Raw genomic sequence first — 24,858 nt, 5'->3', positions numbered from 1 at the left:
TCAGACCGCCGCGGCCTCGTGGACGGCCCAGACGACCGCCAGTAGCGCGACGAGCAGTGCTATCAGGGTCGCGGGGGTCAGGGACGCGAAGGGATTGTCCTGGTGGAGGCGGGCGCGCTCGGCGCGGCAGACCGCGCAGCGGCCTTCGCTGACGGGGCCGGCGCAGTTGGCGCACACCAGATGATCGCAGGTCATGCGGCTCCTCCTTTGTCCGTCCAACGCGCCAGGAGCCCTGGGGGTTCCTCGGGACTTACCATCCACTGTGCCAGGTTCCGGGCCGTTCGGCGCGGCCCACAGGATTCCCCACGATTCCGCACAGTGACATATGAGGCCAATGCCTGTTTCGTCCCCATGCGCGCGGTGAATAAACCCACCAACCCCGGACGCGGACTGCGCTTGTCAACGCCATTCGCGTAAGGTCGCCTCCGTTCCCCTGTATCCGGAGTGCGAACGTGATCCGATTCGACAATGTCACCAAGACCTACCCCAAGCAGAACCGTCCTGCACTTCGGGACGTGTCGCTGGAGATCGAGAAGGGCGAGTTCGTCTTCCTGGTGGGCTCCTCGGGGTCCGGGAAGTCAACCTTCCTGCGCCTGATCCTGCGCGAGGAGCGGACGGACACCGGCGCGGTGCACGTGCTCGGCAAGGACCTGGCCCGGCTGTCCAACTGGAAGGTGCCGCAGATGCGCCGCCAACTGGGCACGGTCTTCCAGGACTTCCGGCTGCTCCCCAGCAAGACCGTCGCCGAGAACGTGGCCTTCGCCCTCGAAGTCATCGGCAAGCCGCGCGGCACCATCCGCAAGACGGTCCCCGAAGTCCTCGACCTCGTCGGCCTCGGCGGCAAGGAGGACCGGATGCCGGGCGAGCTCTCCGGTGGTGAGCAGCAGCGCGTGGCGATCGCCCGCGCGTTCGTCAACCGCCCGATGCTGCTGATCGCGGACGAGCCGACCGGAAACCTGGACCCGCAGACCTCGGTCGGCATCATGCGGCTCCTGGACCGGATCAACCGGACCGGAACCACCGTGGTGATGGCCACCCACGACGAGAACATCGTCGACCAGATGCGCAAGCGCGTCATCGAACTCGATAAGGGGCGGCTGGTGCGCGACCAGTCGCGCGGCGTCTACGGCTACCAGCACTAGCGGCAGCTGTAGCCGTACGACTCGTCAGCCTTCCGAAAGGACATCATGCGCGTCCAGTTCGTGCTCTCGGAGATCCGCGTCGGTCTCCGGCGCAACCTCACCATGACCTTCGCGGTGATCATCTCCGTGGCCCTCTCGCTCGCCCTGGCCGGCAGTGCGGTGCTCGCCAACAAGCAGGTGAGCTCGATGAAGGGCTACTGGTACGACAAGGTCCAGGTCTCGATCTTCCTCTGCAACAAGAACGACGCGAAGAGCGACCCCAACTGCACCAAGGGTGCCGTAACGGACGTGCAGAAGAAGCAGATCCTGGCGGACCTGAACAAGCTCCCCGTCGTCCAGCACGTCTACTACGAGTCGGCGGAAGAGGCGTACAAGCACTACAAGGAGCAGTTCAAGGACTCCCCGCTGGTCGACTCGCTCACCCCGGACCAGATGCAGGAGTCCTACCGGGTCAAACTGAAGGACCCGACGAAGTTCGAGGTCGTCGCGAGCGCCTTCAACGGCCGGGCCGGCGTCCAGGAGGTCCAGGACCAGCGCAAGCTGCTGAACAACCTCTTCAACCTCCTCAACGGCATGACGTATGTCGCCTGGGCGGTCGTGGTGTTTATGCTCGCCATCGCGCTGCTGCTGATCGTCAACACGGTGCGCATCTCGGCCTTCAGCCGCCGCCGTGAGACCGGGATCATGCGGCTGGTCGGCGCGTCGAGCTTCTACATCCAGATGCCGTTCATCATGGAGGCGGCCTTCGCGGGCATCGTCGGCGCCGGTCTGGCCAGCGTGATGCTGCTGATCGGCCGCTACTTCCTGATCGACCACGGCCTCGCGCTCTCCCAGAAGATCACCCTGATCGACTTCCTGGGCTGGAGCGACGTCATCCAGGTGCTGCCACTGGTCTTCCTGGCGGGCGTGCTGATCCCGGCCTTCGCCGCGTTCATCGCGCTGCGCAAGTACCTCAAGGTCTGATGGTCGCCGCGGTCAAGGGTGCTTTACGGTCAACTTTCCAACTTGCCGTATAGCACCCGCTTCTGGCCTAGACTGCCCGTCGTGCTCAGACTCTCGATGTCAGGGAGGCCCCGCCGCATCCGCCGCGGGGCAGCCCTGACGTTGGTGTTCGGGGCGTTGCTCGCGACCGGGGCCGCGACCGGCTCGTGGTGCGACGCGGCGCAGGGCGGTCAGCGGAAGCCGGCCCGGAGCACTCCCTTCGCGGCGGGTTCGGTCGCCGACACCGACGAGATCGCCGCCGCCATCGACGACGGCAAGGTCGGCTCGAAGGCCGCCGAAGCCCTGGTCAGCCGCAGCGGTGACCGCTGGTCGGCCTTCTACACGGCCCAGGAGTACGAGGGCTTCCAGCAGTCCCTCGACGGCCGGTACGTCGGCGTCGGCCTCTGGGTGCGGCGCGAGGAGAACGGCCGGATAGACGTCGCCCGCGTCCAGAAGAACAGCCCCGCCGCGAAGGGCGGGATCAGGGCCGGCGACCGGCTCGCGGCGATCGACGGCGTCGACGTGACCGGCCGCCCGGTGACGGAGGTCGTGTCGAGGCTGCGCGGCAGCAATGCGGCGGGCACCCCCGTACGGCTCGGCCTGCGGCGCGGTGACCAGGCGTGGGAGGCGACCCTGCATCGCGCCCTGCTGCCGGCCGAGACCGTCATCGTGCAGCACCTCGCGCACGGCATCACGTACGTCAAGATCGACGCCTTCACCAAGGGCGTCGGCACCCATGTCCGGAAGGCCGTCAAGGGCGCCACCGACGGCGTCCTACTCGACCTGCGCGGCAATTCCGGCGGCCTGGTCGCCGAGGCGGTCTCCGTGGCCTCCGCCTTCCTGGACGGCGGCCTGGTGGCCACGTACGACGTCCACGGCAAGCAGTGCGCCCTGTACGCCGACGACGGCGGCGACACCGAGACCCCCCTCGTCGTGCTGGTCGACGGCGGCACCATGAGCGCCGCCGAGCTGCTCAGCGGCGCCCTGCAGGACCGGGGGCGCGCGGTGGTCATCGGCAGCCCCACCTTCGGCAAGGGGTCCGTCCAGATGCCCAGCCGGCTGGCCGACGGCTCGGTCGCCGAGCTCACCGTCGGCCACTACAAGCTCCCTGCCGGGCGCAGCGTCGACGGGGTGGGCGTCGTGCCCGATGTCGAGGTCGCGGCGGGCAGGGACGCGGAGGCGGAAGCCCGTGAGGTATTGAGTGGCCTCGGCACCCCTCCGTAGTGCGAGAATGGGCCCGCTATGGCTAAAGAGACGGGTCGCAAACTGATCGCGCAGAACAAGAAGGCGCGGCATGACTACAACATCCTCGACACCTTCGAGGCCGGTCTGGTGCTGACCGGCACCGAGGTCAAGTCGCTGCGCCAGGGTCGCGCCTCCCTGGTGGACGGCTTCGGGCAGCTCGACGGCGGTGAGGCGTGGCTGCACAACGTCCACATCCCCGAGTACACCCAGGGGACCTGGACCAATCACTCGGCGCGGCGCAAGCGCAAGATGCTGCTGCACCGTGCGGAGATCGAGAAGCTGGTCCAGAAGACCCAGGAGAGCGGCCTCACCATCGTGCCGCTGGCCCTCTACTTCAAGGAAGGGCGGGCGAAGGTCGAGATCGCCCTCGCCCGGGGTAAGAAGGAGTACGACAAGCGGCAGACCCTGCGCGAGAAGCAGGACCGCCGGGAGACCGACCGCGCGATCTCCGCGGTGAAGCGGCGCGAGCGCGCCCGCTGACGCCGACGGTGACGGTGACGCGGGGGAATGCGTTGGCACCGGAGTACGCTTCCCACGTATGATGGGAACAGCAGCCGCCCGGGAGGGCGGTCGCACCTTGAAAAATCAACATGGGGATGATCGGTTTCGACTGGGGATGTCGAGGCAGGGGAAGCGAGCCGAGGAAGCGGCAATGATCTCGTAAACCATATGTCGCAAAAAATAATCGCCAATTCAAACAGCGATACTCCCGCTTTCGCCCTCGCTGCCTAATCAGTAGCTAAGGCAAAGCTCTAAGGAGCGTCAGCCCGGGAGTGTTCCCGACCCGGTTCCTGGCGTCAACTAGGGAACTAAACCACTGAGCCCGGCCACGGGGCACAGTGGGAAACCAAACAGTGGCTGGGCCCGTCGGCGGCTTGTCCGCGTGACTGCCGGGGCCGAGAAAAGCACAGCGGACTGCGCTCGGAGAAGCCCTGTTTCTGCACCACAGGACGCGGGTTCGATTCCCGCCATCTCCACTCATCCCATGTACGACGAGGGCCCTGCCGATTCCGGCGGGGCCCTCGTCGTTTTTCAGGCCGGGTTTTCGGCGGTTTCGGGTGGTCAGCGCCAGCCGCCGTCGAAGTGGCGGTGCACGGCGACGTCGGGAGCGAAGTCGGCGCTGTCGACGGCCGTCTTGAGGATGGCCTTGACCTCGGCGGCGAGCTGGTCGACCTGCTTCTGGAGGTCGGCGGCGGAGTCCTTGGAGCGGGTCAGGGCGTCCAGCCGGCGGTGGACGTCGGCGAGCCCGCGCTGCGCCGTGCTGTCCAGGGTGAAGGGCCGGGGGGTGCTGACGACGAACTGGTACGCGCCGGCCAGGGTCTGGCAGCCGTCGCAGTGCTTGTTGACGGCGTCGCTGAGGTTGACCGCGTTGAGGTGGGTGTGGGTGCCCGCCATCGTGACGACCTGGAAGGACAGTGCCACCGAGCGGCAGTGGTCATCGACGGAGCAGCCGGAGGAGATCGCGTTCGCCTGGTTGCGTACGCCGGCGGCGATCACCGTGCCGAACTGGTGGACGGTGAGGGTGTCCTGGACCTGGGTGTGGTCCGCCTGGTTGGCGTGGGTGTGGGCGCCGTCGTTGGCCACGGCGACGCGGGGCAGGTGCGAGCTGGGTGCGGCGGCCTGGGCCGGGGCGGCCGCGGCGGCGGTGGCGATGCCGGCGGCGAGGAGGCTGAGCCGGAAGGCCTTGCTGGTCAGCGGATTCCGGCTCGGTCGTGGTTTGCGATGGCTCATGGGAGCTCCCGTGCAATCGGATGCGAGACGTGCTGGTGTCAGGTGGTGGCCGGGGCGGGCCCGGCATTGCCGGCGCTCCCGGAGGGCGCCGGGCTGTCCGACGCCGGCGGGGGAGACGCCGAGCCGGAGGCGGAGGGTGCGGCGGTGTCGGACGGCGCCGCGCTGCCGGACTCGGACGGCCCGGCGACGTCCGGGGTCGAGGGGTCCGAGGCCGCGGCGGAGGTCGTACGGCGCGGGGTGCGGCCGGCGGCGGGGCTGCCGGCCGCCGAGGCGGAGGCGGTGGCCGAGGCCGACGCGCCGTCCGAGGGACTGAGCCCGGGAGCGGGCGTGCCGCTGACGCCGGGGACGGCGCCCGGGACGGCGGAGGGCGAGGCGGAGCCGGTACCGGAGGGCGACGGCGCGTCCGCGTTCCTGGCCGGGTCCGGGGCGGCGGACACCCCGGGTTGCAGGATCGGCGCGATCGGCGGCTTCGGAGGCAGCGGCTTGGGGGTGACCCCGCTGACCCAGGCGTAGCTGAGCCCGGCCAGCCCGGCCAGGGCCAGGGCGCCCACGGCGGCCCGCAGCCTCGGCTTGCCCTGGGTGGCCCGTACGGTCGTACGGATCAGGCGGCCGCCGAGCCGGATGGACAGGTAGACCATGCCGGCCAGCGGGAAGACCAGCATGGTGCTGCCGACGGTGCCGGCCAGGCCGCTGGCGATCTGGCCGTCGGCGAAGGCGGCGTATGTACCGGTGAGCTGCTCGGTGAGGGAGCGGGCGCCGGTGCTGATGATGCGGGGGAGGTTCCAGAGGGCGTAGCCCAGCTCGGCGAGCAGCAGCGGCACCATGGTCACGACCCAGGTGGTGACGATGGCGCGGGCGGAGCGCTTGAGGTCGGCGACCTCGGGCGGTATCGGGCGGCCGGGCACCATGCTGAGCAGGATCGGCTTGATCTTGCCGTACAGGTCGGGCACCCCGGCGAGGTCGCCGAGGATGTAGTAGCCGTCCAGCCGGACGGCGGGCATCAGCTGCTCCAGCACCTCGAAGTGGGCGAGGTAGACGGCGCTGAGGAAGAACTCCTGGCCGGTGAGGAAGTAGCCGCCGGCCATTCCGAGCATGAAGACGACGTTGAAGTAGACCCCGCCGAGGTCGGTGCGCAGCCGGCCGGCCCGGCCGATCCGGTACACGTCGGTGACGTCGGTGTACATGGACGGCCAGATCAGGAACAGCCCGCAGCCGATGCAGCCGGGGCTCGCGCCGCCGTATCTGCAGGCCGAGGCGTGGCCGAACTCGTGGAAGACCAGCGAGGCGACGGTCAGCCCGAAGACCACCAGCAGCAGCACCGGCTGGTCCAGCGCCTGGAGCACCGGGTCCATCGCGCCGAAGAAGCCGAACAGCCAGACGTCGAGCGCGACCGCCGACAGCAGCACCGCGGCCACCACCGCCGGCCGGTGCAGCCAGGCCAGCGAACGGGCGATACGGGCCACCCGGCGCTCGTCGAAGAGCACCCGGTGGCCCTTGAGCGCGAGCAGCAGATCCGAGCGCGGGCCGTCGACCTGGTCGTCCTCCTGCCCGAACGGCACGGTGACGCCGAGCGGTTGGAGCTTGTTCTCGACCAGGTAGGTGATGTTGTCGGGGCTGACCTCGCGGCCGAAGCGGGCGCTGACCCGGTACGAGATGGTCTCGATGTCGCGGACTCCGTCGATGGCGTCCGCGACGAGGTGAAGCAGTCTGGAGAGCTGCACGACCTGCCCGTCCCCCCGGCGGGCAATGTACTTGGGCTCGTTGAAGCCCGAACCCTGGTACTCGCCGTGCAGCCTCAGCCCGGCGCTGAGCCGGGGGACGACAGCCCCGGACTCGGCGCCGGGCCGCTGGGCCGGCTTCTCGGTGAGGTCTTGGCAGGCCACCGGGAAGCCGCCCGGACCGGGTACCGGCAGAGTGCCGGTGTCGTACGCGAGTGTGTGGTCCGGACGACCCCCACCGCCGCCGAGGCGGTGGCGGGCATGCGGACTGCGTTCGCGCTCGTCGTTTCCGAGCACCGTCATCTGCTCTCTCCCCCCGATTGCCCCCGGTAGCCCCGATAGCCCCCGGCTGTGGGCCGGTTGCCGGCCGGTTGCGGGCTGCACCCTCCCCTGGTGCGGCCCGCCGGTTGTTACTGGGTGATGCTGATCGCCTGGCTGGCCTCGGACTCCGCGGTGGAGAAGGAGGAGTGGTCGTTCAGGGCGGCGGACTCGTTGTGGGCCTGCACGTTGGCGATGTGCTTGGTGACGTTGACGGTCTTGGTGAAGCTGAACTTCAGGCGGCCGAGGGCCTCGCGGCCGGGCAGCAGTTCGGCGGCGGCCTCGGCGTCGAGCTCGCGGGGGTCCATGCTCATGGTGGTGCCTTTCGTGTGAGGTCGGACGGGGTGTGGTGGTGCGGTGGTGCGGTGGTGCGGTGCCGCGATGTGGACCGCGGACTACTGGGTGACGCTGATGCCCTGGTTGGCCAGGGACTGCGCGACGGAGGCGGACGAGTGGTCGTTCAGGGCGGCGGACTCGTTGTGGGCCTGCACGTTGGCGATGTGCTTGGTGACGTTGACGGTCTTGGTGAAGCTGAACTTCAGCCGGCCGAGGGCCTCGCGGCCGGGGAGCAGTTCGGCGGACTCGGCGTCGAGCTCACGCGGGTCGAGCATGACAATTCCCCCTCAGGGATGGGCGTTTCCGGTCAGACAGAGGCAGGTTCCCCCCGAACTCTGTCCAACTTGGTCGGACGTACTGTCCAACGAGATTGGACAGTAGTAGCCGCCCGGCACCCGGCGCAAGGGGGTTCCGTAGAATCGGTCTCACTCGGACGGGTTCGGCCCGGCCGCGAGCGGGAAGCGACCACCAGTGGCCAACGCACTGCAACAGATCATGAGAGAGCGGCTGGACCGGCAGGGCTGGTCATACGGGGAGGTCGCGCGCCGCGGCGGCATCCCGCGCTCCACGGTCCACCACCTGGCCACCACCGAACGTCTGGTGCGCATGCCGCAGCCGACCACCCTCGAAGGCCTGGCCCGCGGCCTCGAACTGCCCCTGGACGCCGTACGGGGGGCTGCCGCCGAGGCGTGTGGAATCCATGTCTACTCGGGCGAGTCGCCCGGCGCCGCCGCCGGGGCCACCGCGGACCCCGAGGTGGACGTGCTCATCGCCAGTGTCCAACGGCTGTCCGCCGACGACCGGCGCCATGTCGCCGCGCTCGTCGAATCCCTGCTGGACCGCACGCCCAAAACGGACTGAGACGCGCTGTCGCGGAGTCCGGTTCCCGGGGTGGGTGATTACGGGAAAAGAACCCGGAAACTCCGCAACAGGCGAAGATCCGCGACTAACGTCTCAATCCGCCCGAGGCGCGTGAGCCGCACGACCCCTCCGGTGCGAGGGGGAATTGTGCTGTTCGTGCATGGTGGACCCACCACGGCCGTCGTCCGCGGCCGTACCGGTGAATCCGTCGTCCTGCTCTCCGGGGAACTGCCCGAAGTGCTCACCGACGCCAGCATCGCCGGCCTTCTCGACCTTGCCGCCGCCGTGCTGGACGGCGAGGAGATGCAGCTCTTCCGGCGATGTCTGGCCGCCCTGTGCCGGGGCGAGGGACCGGCCCCCCGGCGGATCGAGGTGGACGGCGCCGTGCTCACGGTCTACGCGGACTGACCTGCGCGGCGCGGTTGCCAGCGCCGTGGCCAGCGCCAACGCGCCGGCCACGAACGGTATGCAGTACCCCCAACCCGAGCCGGGGCCGAGGCGTTGGGCGACCGTGCCGCCGAGGGCCGCCCCGGCGGCGATGCCGGCCAGGATGCCGGTGACGGCGAGCGTCATGCCCTCGTTGAGCCGCGCGGCCGGTACCCGCTCCTGGACCAGGGCCATACCGTTGACCATGGTGGGGGCCGTCGCACTGCCCGCCAGGAAGAGCGCCGCCGACAGGGCCACCACGCTTCCGGACGCCCCGGCGAGCAGCGGCAGTCCCATCAGTACGGCCATCGCCCCCACCCCGGTGACGAAGCGGCCGGCCGCCGTCCCGCCCGGCCGGGCCAGCCCGTAGACCAGGCCCGCCACGCAGGACCCGGCGGCCTGCAGGGCCAGGGCGACCCCCGCCGCCGAGGCGCGGCCGTGGGCGGCGGTGAAGGCGACCGTGGTGACCTCCATCGCGCCGAAGATCATCCCCGTGCACAGGAACGTGCCGACCACCCCCGCAAGCCCCGGCATACGGAGCGATCCCCCCGGCTGCCGGGGCTGGACCGGCGGCTCGGTCCTGCGCTGCGCCGCGAAGAGCAGCACCCCGGCGAGCAGCAGCACTTCCGTGACGAGGGTGCCGGCCTCCGGGAAGAGCGCGGTGCCGAGGAAGGCGGCGAGCACCGGGCCGACCATGTAGCAGACCTCGTCGGCGACCTGCTCGAAGGAGTTCGCCACGTGGAGGCTTTCGGGGCTGTCGCGGTGGAGGTGCGCCCAGCGGGCCCGGGCCATGCCGCCGGTGTTGGGGGTCGCGGAGGTTCCCGCGTAGGCGGCGAAGAGGGTCCACGTCGGCGCGTCCTCATGGACCAGCAGCACCAGCAGCAGCCCGGCCGTCACCGAGACGACGGTGGCGGGCACGGCGACCCGCGCCTGCCCGTACCGGTCGACGAGCCGGGCGATCAGCGGGGCCCCGACCGCGCCCGCCGCCAGTCCGGTTGCGGACACCGCGCCCGCGAGCGCGTACGACCCCCGGGCCGTGGCGATCATCACGATCAGGCTCACTCCGGCCATGGCCATCGGCAGCCGTGCGAGCACGCTGCCCGCCGTGAAGGCCGCGCTGCCGGGGGCGTCGAAGAGGCGTCGGTACTGGATCATGGCTCTACGGTCGTGGCGCGGGCCTCCGCCGGTCCAACACCTCATCCGAGGCGATTAACGCACCTGTGTTGTTGAATGGCCGGATGCCGCCGCCGTACGACATCGAACCCCGCCTGCTCCGCGCCTTCCTCGCCGTCGCCGAGGAGCTGCACTTCACCCGGGCCGCCGCCCGGCTCTACGTCGCCCAGCAGGCGCTCAGCCGCGATGTCCGGCGCCTGGAGCGGGAGTTGGGCGCCGAGCTGCTGTTCCGCAGCACCCGCAGGGTCGAACTCACCGCCGACGGCGAGCGGCTGGTGCCGTACGCCCGCCGCGTACTGGCCGCCCAGGACGAGCTGACCTCCGCCTTCGCGGCCGCCGCGAGGCCGCTGCTCGTCGACATCGGCGCCCCGGTCGGCACGGCCCACCGGGTGCTGGCCGAGGCCCGCGAGGCGGCGCCCGACATCGAGATGACGGCGCGCTTCCACAGCGGCCTCACCGGCGCCGCCGCCGACATCCTCGCCCGCCGCCTCGACGTCTCCTTCGGCCGCGTCGCCGGCCTCGCCCCCGCCGTCCTCGGCGCCCTCGACCACCGCCCCGTACGGTACGAGCGGATGGCCGTCCTGCTTCCCGACGACCACCGCCTCGCCGCCCTGCCGCAGGTCCCGGTGGACGCGCTGGCCGGCGAAGCCCTCTACGCCGCCGCCGGCAACCCCGCCACCGCCGAGTGGACCGACCTGGCCGAACGGCTCTTCGCCGGCCGCGGCATCGCCGTCGCCGAGCCCTTCCCGGAGATCGAGGGCCCCGACGAATTCATCCGCCTCGTCCGCAAGCACCGCTGGCCCGTTCTGGCCAGCACCGAGTTCATCGAAACCGCCGGCTTCGTCCTGCGGCCCCTCACCGACCCCGTCCCGCTCTCGCCCGTCTCCATCGTCTGGCGCCGGGGCCTGCGGCATGCGGGCCTCACCGCCCTGCACCGGGTCATCGCCAGGCGGTGCGCCGCCGACCAGTGGCTGGCCCGCCCGCCGGGCAGTTGGCTTCCCGAGGCGGACGCGAGGCTCACAGCGGTCCGACCCGGAGGGTGAGAGCAAGGTTGCGTACCGGTCACCTCAGGGCATCGGCCGGAAACGCAGTGTTCCTACTGTCGGTGGACATCACCCCGAAATCTGTCAGTAGGGCCATGGAGGCGAGGCGTCATGAGTGCCGCTAGCACCACCACCGCACGCAAGGGGGGCCGCTGGATCGAGCAGTGGGACCCGGAGGACCAGGAGTTCTGGGAGGGCGGCGGGAAGAAGACCGCGACCCGGAATCTGGTGTTCTCGATCCTGTCCGAGCACATCGGCTTCTCGATCTGGACCCTCTGGTCCGTCCTCGTCCTGTTCATGGGCCCGGAGTACGGCATCGACCCGGCCGGCAAGTTCTTCCTCGTGGCCACCGCGACCGCGGTCGGCTCGCTCGTACGGGTCCCGTACACCTTCGCGGTGGCGCGCTTCGGCGGGCGCAACTGGACGGTCTTCAGCGCGCTGATGCTGCTGCTGCCGACGGTCGCGGCCGCCCTGGTGATGAAGCCGGGCACCTCGTACGGGACCTTCATGCTGGTCGCGGCGCTGACCGGGGTCGGCGGGGGCAACTTCGCGTCGTCCATGACGAACATCAACGCCTTCTTCCCGCTCAAGAAGAAGGGCTGGGCGCTCGGCCTGAACGCGGGCGGCGGCAACATCGGCGTGCCGGTCATCCAGCTGGTCGGTCTGCTGATCATCGGGACGGCCGGGGCCACCCACCCCCGGATCCTGCTCACCGTCTACATCCCGCTGATCGTGGTGGCGGCCACCCTCGCCGCGCTGTTCATGGACAACCTCGCGCCCGTGAAGAACGACACCGGCGCCGCCAAGGAGGCCGTGAAGGACGTGCACACCTGGATCATGTCCTTCCTCTACATCGGCACCTTCGGGTCGTTCATCGGCTACAGCTTCGCCTTCGGGTTGGTTCTGCAGAACCAGTTCGCCCGCACCCCGCTCCAGGCCGCGTCGATCACCTTCATCGGCCCGCTCCTCGGCTCCCTGATCCGCCCGGTGGGCGGCCGGCTCGCCGACCGCTTCGGCGGCGGCCGGATCACGCTGTGGAACTTCCTGGCCATGGCGGTCGCGACCGGCGTCATCGTCATCGCCTCGACCCAGAAGTCGCTGCCCCTGTTCACGACCGCGTTCATCGCGCTGTTCGTACTCACCGGGCTCGGCAACGGCTCCACGTACAAGATGATCCCGGCCATCTACGCCGCCAAGGCCCTCGCGAAGGGCCTGACGGGCGAGGAGGCCGCCTCGTACGGGCGGCGGCTGTCCGGCGCGTCGATGGGCCTGATCGGCGCGGTCGGAGCGCTCGGCGGCGTCGGGATCAACTTCGCCTTCCGGCAGTCCTTCCTGACGCAGGGCACCGGGACCCCGGCGTTCGTGTCCTTCCTGGTCTTCTACGCGCTGTGCTTCGCGCTGACCTGGGCCGTATACCTGCGGGGCAAGGTGGCGGCGCCCGCAGCGGCGGCTCAGGCAGAGCCGAAGCCGCAGCTGAGCTACGCGGAGGTGTAGGCGCCGTAGTGGCGTAACGCTGGTGAAATCCGGGCGAACCGCGTCCGTCACGCCGTGTTGGCAGCATGCGGCGGAACCGGGGCGGCGCGGCGCCCGGTGTCAGGCGGAGGGGAGCCAGGGACGGCTCCCCACTGCCCTTGCACGTGTACCTCCAGTGGAGTGGGGCAGAGCCATGCAGGCGAGGCAAGCGCAGAACCCGGACGGGCAGCACGCCGTGCTGCCGCTGGCCGGATTCACCGTCGGCGTGACGGCTGCGCGGCGGGCCGACGAGCTGGCCGTGCTGCTGGAGCGGAGGGGCGCGGCCGTACTGCGGGCACCGGCCCTGCGGATCGTGCCGCTCTCGGACGACGCGGAGTTGCTGGCCGCGACCAAGCAGCTGCTCGACCATCGGCCGGATGTGGTGATCGCCACCACCGCGATCGGATTCCGGGGCTGGGTCGAGGCCGCCGACGGGTGGGGCCTGGGTGAGGGGCTCCTCGAGGTGCTGGGCGGTGTCGAACTGCTCGCCCGCGGGCCCAAGGTGCGCGGTGCGATCCGCGCGGCCGGGCTCAGGGAGGCCTGGTCACCGGCCTCCGAATCGATGGCGGAGGTCCTGGAGCGCCTGCTCGACGAGGGCGTGGAGGGCCGGCGAGTCGCGGTGCAGCTGCACGGCGAGCCGCTGCCGGGCTTCATCGAGGCCCTGCGTCAGGCGGGTGCGGATGTCGTCGGCGTCCCGGTCTACCGCTGGATGCCGCCGGAGGACATCGCGCCTGTCGATCGTATGCTCGATGCGATCGTCGGCCGGGGGCTCGATGCCGTGAGCTTCACCAGCGCCCCCGCCGCCGCCTCGCTGCTCGACCGCGCCCAGCGGCGCGGCATGCTCGGCGAGGTCCTCGACGCCTTCCGGCACCACGTCCTGCCCGCCTGCGTCGGGCCGGTCACCGCGCTTCCGCTGGAGGCCCACGACGTGCCGACCTTCCAGCCCGAACGCTTCCGCCTCGGGCCCCTCGTTCAGCTGCTGTCCTGCGAACTGCCCGGCCGCGTACGCCCGTTGCCCATCGCCGGGCACCGCGTCGAGATCCGCGGCCACGCCGTCCTCGTCGACGGCGAGCTCCGCACCGTCCCGCCCGCCGGCATGGCCCTCCTCCGCGCCCTCGCCCGCCGCCCCGGCTGGGTCGTCCCCCGCGCCGACCTCCTCCGCGTCCTCCCCGGCGCCGGCCGCGACGAACACGCCGTCGAAACCGCCATGACCCGCCTCCGCACCGCCCTCGGCGCCCCCAAGCTCATCCACACCGTCGTCAAACGCGGCTACCGCCTCGCCCTCGACCCCTCCGCCGACGCGAAGTACGCGCCCTCCGCGTAGCGTAATTCAGCCGAACGCCCTCCTGGGGGTGCCACAAAGGGGCGGGGTGGGGGATCCAGCGCGGACCTGAGCCGGAGTGTTGAACCGGAGTGTTGAGGCGGAGCCGGGCGGCAGGGCAACCTGGTGGGGCGGACCGCTAGGTCCCCGCGGCGGAGAGGTGACAGCGGCATGGCCGACCTCCGATACGACACCGGGCGGATCAGCCTGGACCTCGTGGCGACGGCGTCCGGGCGCCCGCCGGACGGCCCCGCCGACCGGCTCACCAGCCCCGCCCGGCTCACGGAGTGGCTGCACGGCACCGGACTCGTACCGCCCGGCACGCACCTCCCGGCGGACGCCGCCTGGCTCACCGGATTCCGCGATCTGCGCGCCCTCCTGCACAGGCTGGTGGACGCCGAGCTGGAGTCCCGCCCGGCCGACCACGCCGACCTCGAGCGCCTCAACGCCGCCGCCCTCGCACCCCCGCCCGCGCCCCGCGTCACCCGCACCGCCGACGGCCTCCTCGTCCGCGCCCTCGCCGCCGAACCGCCCTCCGAGAGCCTGCTGGCAGCCGTGGCCCGCGACGCCGTCGACCTCCTCACCGACCCCAACGCCCGCGCCCAGCTGCGCCGTTGCGAGGGCGAAAGCTGCTCCCTGGTCTACCTCGACACCTCCCGTGGGCGCCGCCGCCGCTGGTGCAGCAGCGAGGTCTGCGGCAACCGCGAACGCGTCGCCCGGCACCGCCGCCGCGCCGTCGCGGGGCCCGGCATGGTGCAGGCCTGAACGCCGGGCTGGGCGGAACCGCCGGGATTCGCGTACGGTTGCAGGCTGCCCCGCGCCGTGCGCGGAGCGTACGAGGCACAGTGAAGAAGGGGGTCTCGCGTTGGCAGCGCAGACCGCAGCACCGGGTGGGGTCGGGGTTGGCGTCCGGGACCAGGAGATCGCGGTCGAGCAGACGCATCTGGACCGGGTCTACGACCGGCTGGAGGAGAAGATCCACGAGGCGGAGTTCCTCGTGAACGACGCCTCCAAACGGGGCCAGGTCGGCACGCCCGGCGCGCTCGCCGAGCGCGACGCCCAGGTGTTCCAGGCGGGGATGCATCTGAACCGGCTCAACGCCGAGTTCGAGGACTTCCTCTTCGGCCGGATCGACCTCCTGCGCGGCAAGGACGGCAAGAAGGGCCCGGACGGGGCGTACATCTCCGTCGAGCCCGCCGAGGACGCCGTCGTGGACGGGGAGCGGGCCGAGATCGCGGAGACCCTGCACATCGGGCGGATCGGCGTCCTGGACGCCGACTACTCGCCGCTGGTCATCGACTGGCGCGCGCCGGCCGCCGCACCGTTCTACCGGTCGACGCCGGTCGCTCCGGGGCGGGTCGTGCGGCGCCGCGTCATCCGCTCGCGGGGCCGCAAGGTGCTGGGCGTCGAGGACGACCTGCTGCGCCCGGAGCTGGTGACCGACCTGCCGGTGGTGGGGGACGGGGCGCTGATGGCGGCCCTGGGGCAGGCCCGTAGCCACACCATGCGGGATATCGTATCCAGTATCCAAGCGGAACAGGATCTGGTGATCCGAGCCCCCGCAGCCTCCGTCACCGAGGTCACCGGCGGCCCCGGCACCGGCAAGACCGCCGTGGCCCTGCACCGCGCCGCGTATCTGCTCTACCAGGACCGCCGCCGCTACGCCGGCGGCATCCTCGTCGTCAGCCCCACGCCACTGCTCGTCGCCTATACGGAGGGCGTGCTGCCGTCCCTCGGCGAGGAGGGCCAGGTCGCCATCCGCGCCGTCGGCTCCCTCGTGGACGGCGCCGAGGCCGACACGTACGACGATCCGGCCGTCGCCCGCATCAAGGGCTCCCTGCGGATGCTCAAGGTGCTGCACAAGGCCGCACGCGGCGTCCTGGACAGCCCCCGCTGCCCCGACCGGCTGCGTGTCGTGGCGTACGGGCGCCGCCTCGAGCTGGACGAGCAGGAACTGTCGGCCATCCGGCACGCCGTGCTCGGCGGCACCGCGCCGGTGAACCTGCTGCGGCCGCGCGCTCGCCGGCTGCTGCTCGACGCGCTCTGGCGCAAGGCCGGACGGCAACTGCCCGACGACCCCGAACTGGCCGCCGAGGAGCGGCAGGGCTTCGACGAGGACCTGGCGACGGAGGAGGTCTTCACGGACTTCCTGGAGGCCTGGTGGCCCGTGCTCACCCCGCGCGGCGTGCTCGCGGCGCTCGCCGACGAGAAGCGGCTCGGACGATGGGCCCGGCGGGTCCTCACCCCGCCCGAGGTACGGCGGGTCGCGCGCTCGCTGCGCCGCCTCGACGCGGTGGCCGGCACCGGGCCGCTGTCCGTGCACGACGTCGCGCTGCTGGACGAGCTGGAGGCCCTGCTCGGCCCGCCGCCCAAGGTCAAGACGCGGGAGGCGGATCCACTCGACCAGCTCACCGGCCTGGAGGAGGTCACGACCTTCGCCGACCGGATGGCCGGCGGCCGCCGCTCCCGCCAGGAGCGGCTGGACGCGGAGCGCACGGAGTACGCGCACGTCATCGTGGACGAGGCGCAGGACCTCACGCCCCTGCAGTGGCGCATGGTCGGCCGCCGTGGCCGTACCGCCACCTGGACCATCGTCGGGGACCCCGCGCAGTCCTCCTGGACCGACCCCGACGAAGCCGCCGCCGCCCGCGACGAGGCCCTGGGTGCCCGCTCCCGCCGCCGCTTCACCCTCACCGTCAACTACCGCAACCCCGCCGAGATCGCCGACCTCGCGGCGAAGGTCCTGGCCCTCGCCATGCCCGGCATGGAGTCGCCGCGGGCGGTCCGCTCGACCGGCGTGATCCCGCACTTCGCCGTCGCCGAGGGCAGCGACCTGGGCCCGGCGGTCCGCGCCGAGGCCGAACGGCTGCTCGCCGAGGTCGACGGCACCGTGGGCGTCGTCGTCGCCATGGGCCGCCGCGCCCAGGCCCGGCAGTGGCTCGCCGGGCTCGGCGAGCGGGTCGTCGCCCTCGGCAGCCTGGAGGCCAAGGGCCTCGAGTACGACGCGACCATCGTCGTCTCTCCGGCCGAGGTCGCCGACGAGTCCCCGGCGGGCCTGCGGGTCCTCTACGTCGCCCTCACCCGGGCGACGCAGCGCCTCACCGTCCTGTCCGGGCCGCGCGACCAGCCCGGCGAGGACGGCGTCCCGGACCTGCTCCGGGACTGACCCGGGGCCGAGCGAGGGATTGGTTGCCGCGTCCGGAATGACAATCGGGGATCGTTTGTTAGCCTGGGTGAGGCACCGGCTCGATCCAAGCCCCCGGGCCCAACCTTAGGCGCTTCGAGCGCCCACTTGCCGCGAGGCGAGCATGGCGGGTCGGTGTCACTGCGTCCGATGGGGCGCCCTTTCACGAGGGCGCCCCATCGTCGTTTCCGGGTCCGTGCGAACGTTAAGTACGCAAAGAAGCCCGGGTTACGTGTACCCACCGGTAGGTGGGAGCATCAGGGGCGCGACACCAGCTACAGCGGAGGAAGACCGGCATGGCAACGGCGCCCAGCGTCTCGTACTCGATCACGGTGCGGCTGGAGGTGCCCGCGAGCGGATCCGCGGTCAGCCAGCTCACCCACGCCGTGGAATCCTCCGGCGGGGCCGTACACGGCCTCGACGTGACCGCCTCGGGCCACGAGAAGCTCCGTATCGACGTGACGATCGCGGCCAGCTCCACGGAGCACGCCGCCGAGATCGTGCAGAAGCTTCGCGGCATCGACGGGGTCGAGGTCGACAAGGTCTCGGACCGTACGTTCCTGATGCACATCGGCGGCAAGATCGAGATGCAGTCCAAGCATCCGATCCGGAACCGCGACGACCTCTCCATGATCTACACGCCGGGCGTGGCCCGTGTCTGCATGGCGATCGCCGAGAACCCCGAGGACGCCCGCCGGCTCACCATCAAGCGCAACAGCGTCGCCGTGGTGACCGACGGCTCGGCCGTCCTGGGCCTGGGCAACATCGGCCCGAAGGCCGCCCTGCCGGTCATGGAGGGCAAGGCGGCGCTCTTCAAACGCTTCGCCGGGATCGACGCGTGGCCGCTCTGCCTGGACACCCAGGACACCGACGAGATCGTGGCGATCGTCAAGGCGATCGCCCCCGGCTTCGCAGGCATCAACCTCGAGGACATCTCGGCTCCCCGCTGCTTCGAGATCGAGGCGCGGCTGCGCGAGGCCCTCGACATCCCGGTCTTCCACGATGACCAGCACGGCACCGCCATCGTCGTGCTCGCCGCGCTCACCAACGCACTGCGCGTCGTGGAGAAGAAGATCGGCGACGTACGGGTCGTCATGTCCGGCGCGGGCGCCGCCGGTACGGCCATCCTGAAGCTGCTGATCGCCGCCGGCGTCAAGCACGCCGTGGTCGCCGACATCCACGGTGTCGTCGCCGCCGACCGCAAGGACCTGGTCGACGCCGACCCGGAGTCGCCGCTGCGCTGGATCGCGGACAACACCAACCCCGAGGGCATCACGGGCACCCTCAAGGAGGCCGTGCGCGGCGCGGACGTCTTCATCGGTGTCTCCGCCCCCAACGTCCTGAACGGCGACGACGTCGCCGCCATGGCCGACGGCGCGATCGTCTTCGCCCTTGCCAACCCCGACCCCGAGGTCGAGCCGGTCGTCGCCCGCGAGACCGCCGCCGTGGTCGCCACGGGCCGCTCGGACTTCCCGAACCAGATCAACAACGTACTGGTCTTCCCGGGCGTCTTCCGTGGCCTGCTGGACGCGCAGAGCCGTACGGTCAACACGGAGATGATGCTGGCCGCCGCGCGGGCTCTGGCGGGCGTCGTGGGCGACGACGAGCTGAATCCGAACTACATCATTCCCAGCGTCTTCAACGACAAGGTCCACGGTGCCGTCGCCGGAGCCGTACGGGACGCCGCCAGGGCCCAGGGCGCCTCCGTCACGGTGTGACTGTCCGTAGTGGATCGATGACCCCGGAAAGCCGGTGTGCCGGGCGTCACCCGCATTTTCTGTGACTCTCCCGGGTGCCGGATTGGCTTTTCCCCCAGAAATGGGGGCAGGATGCGTACCCGGGCGGTGAGGGCCGCACCGCAAGAAGCGCGAGAAGCGTCTTCAATGCGTCTTCCCCGACGGTGAACGCACCCCGGGGTTTCCATGCAAGGAGATTCAGATGAACCGCAGTGAGCTGGTTGCTGCTCTGTCCGAGCGCGCCGAGGTGACCCGCAAGGACGCCGACGCCGTTCTTGGCGCTTTCGCCGAGATCGTCGGTGAGATCGTCTCCAAGGGCGACGAGAAGGTCACCATCCCCGGCTTCCTGACCTTCGAGCGCACCCACCGTGCCGCTCGCACCGCCCGGAACCCGCAGACCGGTGACCCGATCCAGATCCCGGCCGGCTACAGCGTCAAGGTCTCCGCGGGCTCGAAGCTCAAGGAAGCCGCCAAGGGCAAGTAAGAATCAGTACGCAAAGGGCGGCCACCCCGGACCGGGGTGGCCGCCCTTTCACGTGCCTCAAGCCGTACTGGAGGGCAGCTCGACCTTCGCACCGAGATCCGTGAGCTTGCGCATGCTGCTGTCTCCCGGGGGATGACCCCCGTACCCCCAGCCGGGAGGCCCGCCGGGCCGGCCCTGCGCGGTAGCGCAAGCCCGGCCCCGGTTCGGCGGGAGTCGGGCGGGTCAGCCCTGCGCAGCAGACGGCAGCTCGACCTTCGCACCGAGATCCGCGAGCTTGCGCATGAAGTTCTCGTAGCCGCGGTTGATCAGGTCGATGCCGTGGACCCGGGACGTGCCCTGGGCGGCGAGGGCTGCGATGAGGTAGGAGAAGCCGCCGCGGAGGTCGGGGATGACGAGGTCGGCGCCCTGGAGCTTGGTGGGGCCGGAGACGACGGCCGAATGGAGGAAGTTGCGCTGGCCGAAGCGGCAGGGGGTGCCGCCGAGGCATTCGCGGTAGAGCTGGATGTGTGCGCCCATCTGGTTGAGGGCGGAGGTGAAGCCCAGCCGGGACTCGTAGACGGTCTCGTGGATGATCGAGAGCCCGGCGGCCTGCGTCAGGGCGACGACCAGGGGCTGCTGCCAGTCGGTCTGGAAGCCGGGGTGGACGTCGGTCTCCAGGGCGATGGCGTTGAGCGGGCCGCCGGGGTGCCAGAAGCGAATGCCGTGGTCGTCGACCTCGAAGGCGCCGCCAACCTTGCGGAAGACGTTGAGGAAGGTCATCATCTCGCGCTGGCTGGCGCCGCGGACGTAGACGTTGCCCTCGGTGGCGAGCGCCGCGCAGGCCCAGGAGGCGGCTTCCAGCCGGTCCGGGAGGGCGCGGTGGTTGTAGCCGCCGAGCTTGTCGACGCCGGTGATCAGGATCGTACGGTCCAGGCCCATGGTGATGATCGCGCCCATCTTCTGCAGTACGCAGATGAGGTCCTCGATCTCGGGCTCGACGGCGGCGTTGCGCAGCTCGGTGACACCCTCGGCCAGTACGGCCGTCAGCAGCACCTGCTCGGTCGCGCCGACCGACGGGTAGGGCAGCTCGATCTTGCAGCCGCGCAGCCGCTGCGGGGCCTCGAGGTACTGGCCCTCGGGGCGCTTCTCGATGACGGCGCCGAACTTGCGCAGCACGTCGAAGTGGAAGTCGATCGGCCGGCCGCCGATGTCGCAGCCGCCCAGGCCCGGGATGAAGGCGTGGCCGAGGCGGTGCAGCAGCGGGCCGCAGAACAGGATCGGGATGCGGGACGAGCCCGCGTGCGCGTCGATGTCGGCGACGTTGGCGCTCTCCACCTTGGACGGGTCGAGCACCAGCTCGCCGGACTCCTCGCCCGCCTGCACGGTGACCCCGTGCAGCTGCAGCAGCCCCCGCACGACGCGTACGTCGCGGATGTCGGGGACATTGCGCAGGCGGCTCGGCTCACTGCCGAGCAGGGCGGCCACCATGGCCTTGGGGACGAGGTTCTTCGCACCGCGGACACGGATCTCGCCCTCCAGCGGGGTGCCGCCGTGGACAAGCAGTACGTCGTCTGAGCCGGTCATTGCTCTCGTTCCTGGAAGACGGGCAGATCAAGAAGCGGGGGTAAGGCAGCGCGGATTGAAGCAGCGGGGTCCCCGCAGGCACCAAGCAGCAAGGGTAATGGGCGCGGAAGGGGCTGGGAGAGGGCTGTGAGGCACCGCTCATGTCGCAGCTTCGCTACAGCACCCTGTGCGCACGCGTGGCGGCGGAGGGTGGCGACCTTGTCACCCGTACGCATTGCCCCTCCGTAATGTCGCCGGATGCGGGATCATGTTGACCATGACCGAGGTGTCCTCGCTCACCGGACGGCTGCTCGTGGCGTCGCCCGCGCTCGCGGACCCGAATTTCGACCGGGCTGTGGTGCTCCTTCTCGACCACGACGAGGAGGGGACGCTCGGTGTTGTCCTCAATCGGCCTACCCCCGTTGGCGTCGGTGATGTGCTGGAGCCCTGGGCGACTCTGGCCGGCGCGCCGTCCGTGGTCTTCCAGGGCGGACCGGTCTCCCTGGACTCCGCCCTCGCCCTGGCCGTCGTCCCCGGCGAGGCCCGCTCCCGGGACGCGGAGGACGGTGAGCCGCTGGGCTGGCGGCGCGTGCACGGCGCGATCGGCCTGGTCGACCTCGAAGCGCCGCCGGAACTGCTCGCCGCCGAGCTCGGCTCGCTGCGGATTTTCGCCGGTTACGCGGGCTGGGGCCCGGGTCAGCTGGAGGACGAGCTCGTGGAGGGCGCCTGGTACGTGGTCGAGTCCGAACCCGGCGACGTCTCGGCCCCGGACCCGGAGCAGCTGTGGCGCTCCGTATTGCGGCGGCAACGCAGCGAACTGGCGATGGTGGCTACGTATCCCGACGATCCGTCTCTCAATTAGGCTTGTCCGTCATGAGCACTCTTGAGCCCGAGCGCGGGGCGGGCACCGGCACCCTCGTCGAGCCGACCCCGCAGGTGTCGAACGGCGATGGCGACCACGAGCGCTTCGCGCACTATGTCCAGAAGGACAAGATCATGGAGAGCGCGCTCTCCGGTTCCCCGGTCGTCGCGCTCTGCGGCAAGGTCTGGGTACCGGGTCGCGACCCGAAGAAGTACCCGGTCTGTCCGATGTGCAAGGAGATCTTCGAGTCGATGCCGCTGGGTGGCGGCGGAGGCGACAAGGACAAGAGCGGCAAGAAGTAGCTCCGCGCCTTGCCACAGGACAGCCCACAGGACAGCTACGCGTACCTCGTACGGGCGAAAGCCCTGGCCGACGAGCGGCGTGCCGCCGAGGCCCGTGAGGCCGTCGACTGGGCGCTGGCCCATGCCGAACCCGGTGACGTGGACGTCCTGGTCCTGGCCGGCGTCCTCCTGCTGATGGTCGGCGACGCGCACGCGGCGCTGTCCGTGGCGCTGCGCGCCGCCGACGCGGAGCCGGACAGCTGGGAGGCGCAGGTCCTCAGGGCCGACGCCTGCCGCATTCTCGACCGCATACCCGACGCCGTGGCCGCCGCGCGGCGTGCCGTCGCGCTGGCGCCGGACGAGGCGGAGGCGTACGTCGCGCTGTGGCGGGCGCTCGGGCGGACCCGGAAGGGCCGCGCCGAGCTGGCCGGCACAGCGCGCCGGGCGGTGGAACTGGGTGCGGACCCGGAGCAGTTCGCGTCGTCCCGCTGGTGGCTGCACTACATCCCGCTGGTGGTGGCCGCCGTCGTGATCCGGTACGTCCACGGCTGGGCCCTCGCCGCCGCGCTGGCCGGGGGAGCCGGGCTCGCTGCAGCGCTGTGGGTCGTCCAGGCCCGCTCGTCCGGCTCGACGGCCTCGGGGCGCCTGCTGACCATGCGTGCCCTCGCCCGGGCCGAGCTGGACCGCGACCCCGCCAAGGTCCGTATCGCGGCCCTGGGCACCACTTCTGTCCTCCCCTTCCTGTCTCTGACCACCACCGGCTTCGCCTGCGCCGCCGGGGGAGACGGCGCCCCCTGGTCCACCTGGGCCGTCGGCGCAGCGGCCGGCGGCGCCGTCGTCGCGGTACTCGTCGGCGCGCGGGCCGTGGGCTGGTGGTACGGCACCGCCTTCCTGCGCCGCGACATCCCGGCGAGCGGCTTCGCCGCCCTGCAGCTGGGGGTCGTGGGCGTGCTGGTGGGCTGTTCGGTGGCCCTGTCGCTGCTGGGGACGACGTCGGTGGGGTGGTGGACGGCCCTGGCCGCCGCGCACTTCCTGTGGGTCTTCGTCGGGTTCGGCCTCACGGTGGTCGCGCTCAGGCGGGAGCGGCGCCGCCGCGCCGCGCCGCAGATGTAGCCCTAGGCCCTGTCGTCAAAATGGCGCCGGCCGCCCGGAGGGCGGGTCCCGCGGCGTCTGGCGCGGTGCATCGCAAGGCGGAGATTCGCCCTCGTAGTGGGCTACTCGGGCGATTCGACAACGCAGCGAGGCGCCGTGCCAGGCGTCGCGGGACAGGCGGGATTTTGACGACAGGGCCTAGTGGTCTGGACCAGTCACCCTCTCGCGCGGCACGATAGGACGCATGGATCTGATCCCGGCGCCCAGCCGCTCGCATGACGCGTCACCGGACCTGCCGCCCTACGTCCTGACCGACACGACCGCGCTCCTGGCCGCTCCCGGGACCGAGGGCGTCGCCCGGGCGCTGCGGGCGACGCTCGGGGCGGCCACCGGGTTCGGACTGCCGCCGGGGGAGGGTGGCATCGTGCTGGCGCTCGACAACGCGCTGGCCACGGAGGCGTACCGGCTCACCGTGGACGCCCACGGGATCGAAATCACCGGCGGAAGCGCGGCGGGGGTCTTCTGGGGTGCCCAGACGCTGCGTCAGCTGCTCGGCCCGGCGGCGTACCGGAAGGCGCCCGTGCCGGGGGCGGCATGGGCCGTACCGCAGACCACGATCGAGGATGAGCCACGCTTCGGCTGGCGCGGCGTCATGCTCGACGTCGCTCGCCACTTCATGCCGAAGGACGGGGTGTTGCGCTACCTCGATCTTCTGGCCGCACACAAGCTCAACGTGCTGCACCTGCACCTGACCGACGATCAGGGCTGGCGGGTGGAGATCACGCGCTACCCCCGGCTCACCGAGGTCGGCTCCTGGCGCAGCCGCACCAAGGTCGGCCTGCGCGAGTCACCGCTGTGGGACGAGCGGCCGCACGGCGGCTATTACACCCAGGACGACATCCGCGAGATCGTCGCCTACGCCGCCGAGCGGCATATCACCGTCGTCCCCGAGATCGACATTCCCGGGCACTCCCAGGCGGCCATCGCCGCATACCCGGAGCTGGGCAACACCGACGTCATCGACACCACCACCCTCCCCGTGCTGTCCAGTTGGGGCGTCAATCCCAACGTACTGGCCCCCACTGACAGCACCCTGCGCTTCTACGAGAACGTCCTCGACGAGCTGCTGGGGCTCTTCCCCTCCCCGTTCTTCCACATCGGCGGCGACGAGTGCCCCAAGGAGCAGTGGAAGGCCTCGGCGACCGCGCAGACCCGCATCAAGGAGCTGGACCTGGCCGACGAGGACGAGCTGCAGAGCTCGATCATCCGGCACTTCGACCGCTGGTTGGCCGGGCGCGGCCGTCGCCTCATCGGGTGGGACGAGATCCTGGAGGGCGGCCTCGCGCCGGGCGCAGCGGTCTCCTCCTGGCGCGGTTACGCGGGCGGGATCGCCGCCGCCCAGGCCGGCCACGACGTGGTCATGTGCCCCGAGACGCATGTCTATCTCGACTGGCGGCAGTCGGACCGCGAGGACGAGCCGATCCCGATCGCCCACGTACGCACCCTGGAGGACGTCTACCGTTTCGAACCGGTGCCGGACGAGCTGACGCCCGAGGAGGCCGCTCATGTGATTGGCGCGCAGGCCAACATCTGGACGGAGACCGCGGACTCGGCCCGCGCGGTGGACTACCTGGCGTTCCCGCGTCTCGTCGCCTTCGCGGAAGTGGCCTGGTCACAGCTGCCGGCGCCCGCCGACCGGGACTACGACGGCTTCGACGCGCGAATGACGGCGCACTACACCCGCCTTGACGCCCTCGGCGTTGAATACCGCCGACCGGGTGGTCCGCTTCCCTGGCAGCAGCGCCCCGGGGTGATCGGACGCCCGCTCGACGGACCGCCCCCGATCGTGTGAGGTACGGCGCGAGCTCTG

23 protein-coding genes and 1 other RNA gene are annotated in these 24,858 nt (G+C 71.1%); 17 read left to right on the top strand and 7 right to left on the bottom strand.

The annotated features are described in order from the left end of the window. Window positions 1–195: a hypothetical protein gene (locus tag ACFXJ5_RS23725; RefSeq protein ID WP_127360233.1), complete on the bottom strand. Its 195-nt coding sequence runs from the start codon at window positions 193–195 to the stop codon at window positions 1–3. Window positions 196–452: 257 nt separating this feature from the next. On the opposite strand from ACFXJ5_RS23725, the gene ftsE reads away from it, so the two are divergent. The 5 genes from ftsE to ssrA all read left to right on the top strand — a co-directional run bounded on the left by ftsE (window position 453) and on the right by ssrA (window position 4,348). Then, complete coding sequence (ftsE, locus tag ACFXJ5_RS23720) at window positions 453–1,142, top strand: cell division ATP-binding protein FtsE (protein ID WP_127360232.1); 690 nt, start codon at window positions 453–455, stop codon at window positions 1,140–1,142. A gap of 45 nt (window positions 1,143–1,187) precedes the next feature. After that, window positions 1,188–2,105 carry a permease-like cell division protein FtsX gene (gene ftsX, locus ACFXJ5_RS23715; RefSeq protein WP_384634386.1) on the top strand — a complete coding sequence of 306 codons (918 nt, stop codon included), beginning with the start codon at window positions 1,188–1,190 and terminating at the stop codon, window positions 2,103–2,105. A gap of 96 nt (window positions 2,106–2,201) precedes the next feature. Then, on the top strand, window positions 2,202–3,347 hold the full coding sequence (locus ACFXJ5_RS23710) for a S41 family peptidase (protein ID WP_384634490.1): 1,146 nt from the start codon (window positions 2,202–2,204) through the stop codon (window positions 3,345–3,347). An 18-nt stretch (window positions 3,348–3,365) separates the two neighbouring features. Further along, window positions 3,366–3,848: an SsrA-binding protein SmpB gene (gene smpB, locus ACFXJ5_RS23705; RefSeq protein ID WP_127360230.1), complete on the top strand. Its 483-nt coding sequence runs from the start codon at window positions 3,366–3,368 to the stop codon at window positions 3,846–3,848. Between the two features lie 112 nt (window positions 3,849–3,960). Next, window positions 3,961–4,348, top strand: a transfer-messenger RNA (tmRNA) gene (ssrA, locus tag ACFXJ5_RS23700). A gap of 82 nt (window positions 4,349–4,430) precedes the next feature. Here ssrA and ACFXJ5_RS23695 read toward each other — a convergent pair. From ACFXJ5_RS23695 to ACFXJ5_RS23680, 4 genes are all read right to left on the bottom strand, one after another. After that, window positions 4,431–5,099, bottom strand: coding sequence for a hypothetical protein (locus tag ACFXJ5_RS23695; protein ID WP_384634383.1), 669 nt, complete (start codon window positions 5,097–5,099; stop codon window positions 4,431–4,433). A 38-nt stretch (window positions 5,100–5,137) separates the two neighbouring features. Further along, entirely contained in the window at window positions 5,138–7,120 is a 1,983-nt protein-coding gene (locus ACFXJ5_RS23690; RefSeq protein ID WP_384634380.1) for a hypothetical protein, read from the bottom strand. 107 nt (window positions 7,121–7,227) lie between these two features. Further along, window positions 7,228–7,449 carry a hypothetical protein gene (locus tag ACFXJ5_RS23685; RefSeq protein WP_384634377.1) on the bottom strand — a complete coding sequence of 74 codons (222 nt, stop codon included), beginning with the start codon at window positions 7,447–7,449 and terminating at the stop codon, window positions 7,228–7,230. An 81-nt stretch (window positions 7,450–7,530) separates the two neighbouring features. Continuing rightward, window positions 7,531–7,746 carry a hypothetical protein gene (locus ACFXJ5_RS23680; RefSeq protein WP_384634374.1) on the bottom strand — a complete coding sequence of 72 codons (216 nt, stop codon included), beginning with the start codon at window positions 7,744–7,746 and terminating at the stop codon, window positions 7,531–7,533. Window positions 7,747–7,942: 196 nt separating this feature from the next. On the opposite strand from ACFXJ5_RS23680, the gene ACFXJ5_RS23675 reads away from it, so the two are divergent. Continuing rightward, window positions 7,943–8,332 (top strand): helix-turn-helix domain-containing protein, encoded by a 390-nt coding sequence (locus ACFXJ5_RS23675; RefSeq protein WP_384634371.1) that lies wholly within the window; start codon window positions 7,943–7,945, stop codon window positions 8,330–8,332. Window positions 8,333–8,425: 93 nt separating this feature from the next. Here ACFXJ5_RS23675 and ACFXJ5_RS23670 read toward each other — a convergent pair whose 3' ends face one another. Continuing rightward, window positions 8,426–9,913, bottom strand: coding sequence for an MFS transporter (locus ACFXJ5_RS23670; RefSeq protein WP_384634368.1), 1,488 nt, complete (start codon window positions 9,911–9,913; stop codon window positions 8,426–8,428). Between the two features lie 83 nt (window positions 9,914–9,996). Between ACFXJ5_RS23670 and ACFXJ5_RS23665 the strand changes: the two genes are divergently transcribed. The 7 genes from ACFXJ5_RS23665 (at window position 9,997) to ACFXJ5_RS23635 (ending at window position 19,211) form a co-directional block, all read left to right on the top strand. Further along, entirely contained in the window at window positions 9,997–10,974 is a 978-nt protein-coding gene (locus tag ACFXJ5_RS23665) for a LysR family transcriptional regulator (protein WP_384634365.1), read from the top strand. A 111-nt stretch (window positions 10,975–11,085) separates the two neighbouring features. Continuing rightward, the gene (locus tag ACFXJ5_RS23660; protein ID WP_384634363.1) at window positions 11,086–12,468 is read left to right on the top strand and encodes a nitrate/nitrite transporter; all 1,383 of its coding nucleotides are present in this window, start codon (window positions 11,086–11,088) and stop codon (window positions 12,466–12,468) included. 172 nt (window positions 12,469–12,640) lie between these two features. Beyond that, window positions 12,641–13,810, top strand: coding sequence for a uroporphyrinogen-III synthase (locus ACFXJ5_RS23655; protein WP_384634360.1), 1,170 nt, complete (start codon window positions 12,641–12,643; stop codon window positions 13,808–13,810). Window positions 13,811–13,978: 168 nt separating this feature from the next. Continuing rightward, entirely contained in the window at window positions 13,979–14,572 is a 594-nt protein-coding gene (locus ACFXJ5_RS23650) for a CGNR zinc finger domain-containing protein (protein WP_384634357.1), read from the top strand. A gap of 100 nt (window positions 14,573–14,672) precedes the next feature. Continuing rightward, window positions 14,673–16,973: a HelD family protein gene (locus tag ACFXJ5_RS23645; RefSeq protein ID WP_384634354.1), complete on the top strand. Its 2,301-nt coding sequence runs from the start codon at window positions 14,673–14,675 to the stop codon at window positions 16,971–16,973. 314 nt (window positions 16,974–17,287) lie between these two features. Continuing rightward, window positions 17,288–18,709: an NAD-dependent malic enzyme gene (locus ACFXJ5_RS23640; RefSeq protein ID WP_384634352.1), complete on the top strand. Its 1,422-nt coding sequence runs from the start codon at window positions 17,288–17,290 to the stop codon at window positions 18,707–18,709. A gap of 220 nt (window positions 18,710–18,929) precedes the next feature. Continuing rightward, window positions 18,930–19,211 carry an HU family DNA-binding protein gene (locus tag ACFXJ5_RS23635; protein ID WP_127360223.1) on the top strand — a complete coding sequence of 94 codons (282 nt, stop codon included), beginning with the start codon at window positions 18,930–18,932 and terminating at the stop codon, window positions 19,209–19,211. 222 nt (window positions 19,212–19,433) lie between these two features. Here ACFXJ5_RS23635 and murA read toward each other — a convergent pair whose 3' ends face one another. After that, window positions 19,434–20,774, bottom strand: coding sequence for a UDP-N-acetylglucosamine 1-carboxyvinyltransferase (murA, locus tag ACFXJ5_RS23630; protein ID WP_384634349.1), 1,341 nt, complete (start codon window positions 20,772–20,774; stop codon window positions 19,434–19,436). Window positions 20,775–21,030: 256 nt separating this feature from the next. On the opposite strand from murA, the gene ACFXJ5_RS23625 reads away from it, so the two are divergent. The 4 genes from ACFXJ5_RS23625 (at window position 21,031) to ACFXJ5_RS23610 (ending at window position 24,840) form a co-directional block, all read left to right on the top strand. Further along, window positions 21,031–21,615, top strand: coding sequence for a YqgE/AlgH family protein (locus ACFXJ5_RS23625; protein ID WP_384634346.1), 585 nt, complete (start codon window positions 21,031–21,033; stop codon window positions 21,613–21,615). 11 nt (window positions 21,616–21,626) lie between these two features. Next, window positions 21,627–21,917 (top strand): DUF3039 domain-containing protein, encoded by a 291-nt coding sequence (locus ACFXJ5_RS23620; protein WP_127360220.1) that lies wholly within the window; start codon window positions 21,627–21,629, stop codon window positions 21,915–21,917. Between the two features lie 9 nt (window positions 21,918–21,926). Continuing rightward, the gene (locus tag ACFXJ5_RS23615) at window positions 21,927–23,009 is read left to right on the top strand and encodes a hypothetical protein (RefSeq protein WP_384634343.1); all 1,083 of its coding nucleotides are present in this window, start codon (window positions 21,927–21,929) and stop codon (window positions 23,007–23,009) included. A gap of 223 nt (window positions 23,010–23,232) precedes the next feature. Further along, complete coding sequence (locus ACFXJ5_RS23610) at window positions 23,233–24,840, top strand: beta-N-acetylhexosaminidase (RefSeq protein WP_384634340.1); 1,608 nt, start codon at window positions 23,233–23,235, stop codon at window positions 24,838–24,840. Window positions 24,841–24,858: the final 18 nt, after the last annotated feature.

It is taken from the genome of Streptomyces sp. NPDC059373 (assembly GCF_042751495.1).
GTDB lineage: Bacteria > Actinomycetota > Actinomycetes > Streptomycetales > Streptomycetaceae > Actinacidiphila.
This window is presented reverse-complemented; position numbering and strand designations above follow the sequence as displayed.

Excerpts from the sequence above, each read along its gene's own strand:
- ACFXJ5_RS23660 (WP_384634363.1), top strand. The coding sequence starts at position 11,086 with ATGAGTGCCGCTAGCACCACCACCGCACGCAAGGGGGGCCGCTGGATC.
- ACFXJ5_RS23635 (WP_127360223.1), top strand. The coding sequence starts at position 18,930 with ATGAACCGCAGTGAGCTGGTTGCTGCTCTGTCCGAGCGCGCCGAGGTG.
- smpB (WP_127360230.1), top strand. The coding sequence starts at position 3,366 with ATGGCTAAAGAGACGGGTCGCAAACTGATCGCGCAGAACAAGAAGGCG.
- ACFXJ5_RS23665 (WP_384634365.1), top strand. The coding sequence starts at position 9,997 with ATGCCGCCGCCGTACGACATCGAACCCCGCCTGCTCCGCGCCTTCCTC.
- ACFXJ5_RS23710 (WP_384634490.1), top strand. The coding sequence starts at position 2,202 with ATGTCAGGGAGGCCCCGCCGCATCCGCCGCGGGGCAGCCCTGACGTTG.
- ACFXJ5_RS23670 (WP_384634368.1), bottom strand. The coding sequence starts at position 9,913 with ATGATCCAGTACCGACGCCTCTTCGACGCCCCCGGCAGCGCGGCCTTC.
- ACFXJ5_RS23620 (WP_127360220.1), top strand. The coding sequence starts at position 21,627 with ATGAGCACTCTTGAGCCCGAGCGCGGGGCGGGCACCGGCACCCTCGTC.
- murA (WP_384634349.1), bottom strand. The coding sequence starts at position 20,774 with ATGACCGGCTCAGACGACGTACTGCTTGTCCACGGCGGCACCCCGCTG.
- ACFXJ5_RS23695 (WP_384634383.1), bottom strand. The coding sequence starts at position 5,099 with ATGAGCCATCGCAAACCACGACCGAGCCGGAATCCGCTGACCAGCAAG.
- ACFXJ5_RS23655 (WP_384634360.1), top strand. The coding sequence starts at position 12,641 with ATGCAGGCGAGGCAAGCGCAGAACCCGGACGGGCAGCACGCCGTGCTG.
- ftsX (WP_384634386.1), top strand. The coding sequence starts at position 1,188 with ATGCGCGTCCAGTTCGTGCTCTCGGAGATCCGCGTCGGTCTCCGGCGC.
- ACFXJ5_RS23690 (WP_384634380.1), bottom strand. The coding sequence starts at position 7,120 with ATGACGGTGCTCGGAAACGACGAGCGCGAACGCAGTCCGCATGCCCGC.
- ACFXJ5_RS23640 (WP_384634352.1), top strand. The coding sequence starts at position 17,288 with ATGGCAACGGCGCCCAGCGTCTCGTACTCGATCACGGTGCGGCTGGAG.
- ACFXJ5_RS23725 (WP_127360233.1), bottom strand. The coding sequence starts at position 195 with ATGACCTGCGATCATCTGGTGTGCGCCAACTGCGCCGGCCCCGTCAGC.
- ACFXJ5_RS23685 (WP_384634377.1), bottom strand. The coding sequence starts at position 7,449 with ATGAGCATGGACCCCCGCGAGCTCGACGCCGAGGCCGCCGCCGAACTG.
- ACFXJ5_RS23610 (WP_384634340.1), top strand. The coding sequence starts at position 23,233 with ATGGATCTGATCCCGGCGCCCAGCCGCTCGCATGACGCGTCACCGGAC.
- ACFXJ5_RS23625 (WP_384634346.1), top strand. The coding sequence starts at position 21,031 with ATGACCGAGGTGTCCTCGCTCACCGGACGGCTGCTCGTGGCGTCGCCC.
- ACFXJ5_RS23650 (WP_384634357.1), top strand. The coding sequence starts at position 13,979 with ATGGCCGACCTCCGATACGACACCGGGCGGATCAGCCTGGACCTCGTG.
- ACFXJ5_RS23680 (WP_384634374.1), bottom strand. The coding sequence starts at position 7,746 with ATGCTCGACCCGCGTGAGCTCGACGCCGAGTCCGCCGAACTGCTCCCC.